Origin of the sequence: Tunicatimonas sp. (assembly GCF_049647865.1) — a bacterium.
In the GTDB taxonomy this organism is placed as follows: Bacteria; Bacteroidota; Bacteroidia; order Cytophagales; family Cyclobacteriaceae; genus Tunicatimonas.
In genome coordinates, this window is the sequence record NZ_JBARYM010000152.1 from 1 (window position 1) to 1,723 (window position 1,723).

At 44.7% G+C, this 1,723-nt stretch carries 2 protein-coding genes; both read left to right on the forward strand.

Annotation, left to right across the window (positions count from 1 at the left end):
• Window positions 1-857: T9SS type A sorting domain-containing protein (locus WBA23_RS04765; RefSeq protein ID WP_424581106.1), on the forward strand; the 857-nt coding region annotated here is incomplete at its 5' end.
• Between the two features lie 69 nt (window positions 858-926).
• The coding region (locus WBA23_RS04770) for a M14 family zinc carboxypeptidase (protein WP_424581107.1) at window positions 927-1,723 on the forward strand (797 nt) is incomplete at its 3' end.

The following is a 1,723-nucleotide window of genomic DNA, read 5'->3' on the forward strand; positions in this document are numbered from 1 at the left end:
GTGACGATTCTTTAAGTGTAAGTAAATTAACCTTAGATGTTGCCTTTCCTGGCTCAGGCGAATATATAATCACGTTTAGGGAATTCAATCGTAACGCCAATGTAGTCAATATTCCTAATTCGGTAGACACTCCCCTGTACGTAGAATCGAAGTTGATTATCGATCCGCTGCTCTGCAATAGCACTCCTCAACTTTCGGGAGTTGGTAACTACGTAGCGTATACTAATTCTACCTTCACTCAAAAACTAGGTGCCTTTGATCCGGATGGAGATAGTCTATCTTTTGAGCTGGTTACTCCGCAGCAAGATATTGGTGCGCCGGTAGATTCTTATATTCTACCCCTGGATGTTGACTTGCGCTACGCCGATAATCCTACCAATGCCGAAGGGACGGGCCTTCCTACTTTTGAGTTTGATACCAGCGCAGTGGTTTGGGACGCTCCGAATCTTCCTGGCGATTTTGTGGTGGCCCTTCGGGTAAATGAGTGGCGTGAAGTTGACGGAGAGTGGCTGTCTTTAGGCTACGTTACCCGTGATTTTACCATTCAGGTGTGGGATACGGTAAATAATCTTTCTTTTACAGATATCATCACGGCTACTACCGAAGAAGAACGGGATAAACCGAAGGTGCAGCTGTTTCCTAACCCCAACGAAGGAGAATTTACTCTAGAAATCACAGACGATATTTGGCGAGAAGCAACAGCGACTATGCACAACATCATTGGGCAGGAAATCGACCGTCGTAGGGTAGGTCTGGGTGAAAATAGGTACAGTATTCCCGAATACCAGCCAGGTGTCTACGTATTAACGCTTCGCCAAGGAAGCTTTCAAAACGTGACGCGTTTTGTGAAAAGATAATTTCTCCGATAGAGCTAGAAAAACCCACTTAGAAGATGGGCAATACAGTGAGATTCGGTATTTTTCCGCATGAAATTTTCTGCTTCCTTTTTTAGTCTCATACTGGGCGCAACTAACTTATTTTCTCAGAGTGCTTCCGTACCGCTCACCGCTTATCAATCGCACGAACAGTATAAGGAAACCAGCATTATGCATCGTCGTTTTAAGCATAGCGACGTGGAGCCATTGCTGTTAAAACTGCAAGAGCATCCAATATTTGAAGTTACTCCATTAGGCCAATCTATTGAAGGAAGAACGATCTATGATGTTTCTTTCGGAAGCGGAGAAACCACCGTGCTGCTTTGGTCGCAAATGCACGGCGATGAAACCACGGCTACTATGGCCGGATTAGATTTATTCAATTTCTTCGGTCAAAATGATGAGCTTGACCCGTTGCGTGAGCAGATTTTAAGTAAACTGAATATTCACTTTGTGCCCATGCTCAATCCCGACGGGGCCGAGCAGTTTCAACGACAAAATGCGCTGGATATTGATCTAAACCGAGATGCCCTTCGGCTACAGTCGCCGGAATCTCAAATATTAAAACACTTGCGAGATAGCCTTCAAGCCGAATTTGGTTTTAATCTGCACGATCAAAGTGTTTACTATACTGCTGGAACCAACCCCAAGCCTGCTACCATTTCTTTTCTGGCTCCGGCCTATAATTACGAAAAAAAAGTAAACGATGTGCGCAAGCAGGCGTTGCAACTCATTGTACTACTAAACGATGCGATACAAACATTTATTCCCGGTCAAGTAGGTCGCTATAATGATGATTTCGAACCTCGGGCCTTCGGAGATAATATGCAGAAGTGGGGCACTAGTAC